1 protein-coding gene is annotated in these 319 nt (G+C 60.8%); it reads right to left on the reverse strand.

Annotated elements, in window-relative coordinates; genetic code table 11:
• Positions 1–319, reverse strand: a 319-nt coding sequence (locus ABLN94_RS24630; RefSeq protein WP_352997357.1) for a hypothetical protein, incomplete at both ends; no start/stop codon positions are given.

The following is a 319-nucleotide window of genomic DNA, read 5'->3' on the forward strand; positions in this document are numbered from 1 at the left end:
GGTGACCGCGAGCGGCCCGGCCGGACCGGAGACGGTGATGTCGCCGCTGTCGATGCTGGACGCGTCCACCGCGATGTTGTCGGCGAAGGTCACGGTGATCTGCGTGTCGGGGTTGCCGACTTGAGCTGCGCCTATGTTCTGAGACCCGGCGGATGAGACGACGGGGACGGTGACGTCTGTGGCCGCATCGGTAGGCTGGAAGTCCAGATAGTCTGTTCTCAAAGGTTCCCCAGAATCTTGAAAACCCGCGATCTCGATCACATCACCGTTGGAGAGAGACACGTCTGAGATGGTGCGCTCGACAAACGATGAGCTGTTA

This window comes from Ruegeria sp. SCP11 (assembly GCF_040329455.1).
Taxonomy (GTDB): Bacteria; Pseudomonadota; Alphaproteobacteria; order Rhodobacterales; family Rhodobacteraceae; genus Ruegeria; species Ruegeria atlantica_E.